This window comes from Azospirillum sp. TSH20 (assembly GCF_003115935.1).
GTDB lineage: Bacteria > Pseudomonadota > Alphaproteobacteria > Azospirillales > Azospirillaceae > Azospirillum.
The window spans coordinates 1-2,360 of the sequence record NZ_LGQU01000130.1; the positions used below are offsets into that span (position 1 = coordinate 1).

At 63.7% G+C, this 2,360-nt stretch carries 2 protein-coding genes; one reads left to right on the plus strand and one right to left on the minus strand.

Annotated features, from left to right (window positions below):
* Nucleotides 1–77: 77 nt before the first annotated feature.
* Nucleotides 78–1,226, minus strand: a complete 1,149-nt coding sequence (locus TSH20_RS29685; RefSeq protein ID WP_109493007.1) for a tyrosine-type recombinase/integrase — start codon at nucleotides 1,224–1,226, stop codon at nucleotides 78–80.
* A gap of 484 nt (nucleotides 1,227–1,710) precedes the next feature.
* Between TSH20_RS29685 and TSH20_RS29690 the strand changes: the two genes are divergently transcribed.
* Nucleotides 1,711–2,360, plus strand: a 650-nt coding sequence (locus tag TSH20_RS29690; protein WP_146207499.1) for a DUF4347 domain-containing protein, incomplete at its 3' end; no start/stop codon positions are given.

Sequence of the window (2,360 nt, forward strand, 5' to 3'; positions counted from 1 at the left end):
CTAACGATGACATTGACGGTCTGGGCCATGCCGACAGAATCGCACGTCGTCCGCCCCTTGTGAATCCTATGTCTGTGTCAGTGCACTAGCTTGTCCGCCAACTCCTCGTGGCTACGCAGGTGAAGCTTGCGGTATTCGGCGTTGAACAGGTGCTTGTAGACGTCGTTGGTCGTTTGCGGGCTCGCGTGGCCGAGGCGATCGGCGACGTCGAGCAGGCTGTAGCCCTGGGCGATGGCTTCGCTCGCGTGCGAGTGCCGGAACATGTGCCAAGTGAACGCGATACCCGACTTGCCGATCAGGCGGTTCTGGATGTCGTAAGCGTTGGCCTCGGTGAGGCCGCGGCCGATCCGTCCACCCTGCACGTTGCAGAACACGTAGTCGGTGCCGGTCTCGAACGCCGGCAGGTACTCGTCGCTGGCCAGGTAATCCTCGTACAGGCGCAGGATGAAGCCGGGAACCGGGATGGGGCGGGGCTTGCCGTTCTTGACCCGGGCACCGTTTTCCAGGGTCCGTGGCGTCACCCAGATGACGTTCTCGTCGAGCCGGATGTCCTCGTGGTGGAGCCCGCGCGCCTCGCCGATCCGCATGCCGGTCGTGTACAGGAGAACCACCAGGAAGGCATCGCGGGCCAAGGTGGCCGCCTCGATGATCCGCAAGACCTGTTCGGGCCGCAGCCGGGCATCGGCCGCCCGTTTGGCGGCGGCAGCCTTGACGGTCCGATCGGCCCGGCGCTCCGACCGGCGTTGCGCCTTGCGGCCGGAAATGTGGTGGAGGAACGGCCCGTAGCTGTCCAAGGCATCGTAGGCCCGGTGGCGTTCGGCTTCAGCGAAGACCGCTGAACTCTGCCGCTGGTCCAGGAACTGATAGAAGCCCTTGATGGAAAACAAGACTTGGTTGTGCAAGCTGGCGGAGCCGGTACAGTGTTCCTGATGCAGTAGCACGAGTCCAGCTTGAACGGCCGACTGATGGCTACCGTATCGAACCGCTGACGTGAGGAAGCGGTCGAACTCCGGGGCCGTCAATTGCGCGAAGCTCTTGCCCAGGGATCCAAGATAGTTTCCCAATTGCACGACATGACGGGCGTAGTGTCGGACGGTGCTGGGCGCGTAGCGGCGTGCCTCCAGGAACAGCACGAAGTCGCGGATTTCCGGAACCACCACGCCGTGGTCGTCGAAAGCTGTCCAACTGACCAAGCCCGAAGGCATCACGATACGCTGAAGGTGCATGACGCACCTGACACGTTGTTGACAGCCTCAGGGTAAGCCTGTCAGCAACAGGGATCAAACGCGCAGAGTGGTTAGGTATCTGGCGTTCCTGACATGAGCAATCCTCCTACAGGTATTTCCATAAGCATCCTTATGCGTTGTTCTGGCACCATGAAATCATGATGTGAAATATGGGTTTCATGGCTTGGAGTCTTGCCGCAGCCCAGATCCGAGCTACCCCGTTTTCGTGCGCGAAAAATGGCGGTTTCCCGAAAAGAGGAAATTTCGGTCAAGTACGGCCGGACGCGAAAATGCGCTGAAGTTACCGTCTGAAATCGCAGTCTCCTTCTTGCGATTTCCTACAGGTGATCACCCGTTCTTGTCGGCGATACCCCGACTTATCGAATTGTTGATGGGCGTTCATTCCTCACATTCGGGGGAGGACGGCCGTTCGGTCTGAGGGAATATTGCCGCTGCCGCCGGCGGCCATGAAGGAGGACCATCCTTGCGCGACGTACTGATTGCGGACGCCAGCCTCGACGATCTCGACCTGCTGCTCGACCGTTGCCGGCCCGACGTCCGGATCGTCCGGATAACGGCTGACGGGGATGGCGGGGAGGCCCTGGCCAACGCACTGAGCGACGCACTCGCCGACCGGCCGGCTGCCATCCATCTGCTGGCCCATGGCGAACCGGGTGCGGTGCGGTTGGGTGCCGGCCGGCTCGACGTTGCGGCGCTGTCCGCTCGCAAGGCAGAGGGGCGCATTTGGCCGCAGGCGCCGGGTACGGAGATCCTGATCCATGCCTGCGACACTGGTGCGGACGGCGGCCGCTTCGCCGCGGCGCTCGCCCGGGCGACCGGCGCGCGCGTCGCCGCCGCCAGCCATCCGGTCGGCCACTCATCGCTGTGCGCCTCCTGGGACCTCGACGTGACCACCGGGCCGATCGCCGCGTCCTTGCCCGTCTCCGACACCGGCGCCTGGGTCCACCGGCTGGCCTACAGCGGCACGGCGACCAGCGGCGACGACACGCTGATCGGCGACAACAGCGGCAACACCATCAACGGCTTGGCCGGCAACGACAGCATCACCGGCGGCACCGGCAACGACAGCCTGATCGGCGGGATCGGCGACGACACGCTGGTCGGCGGCGGCAA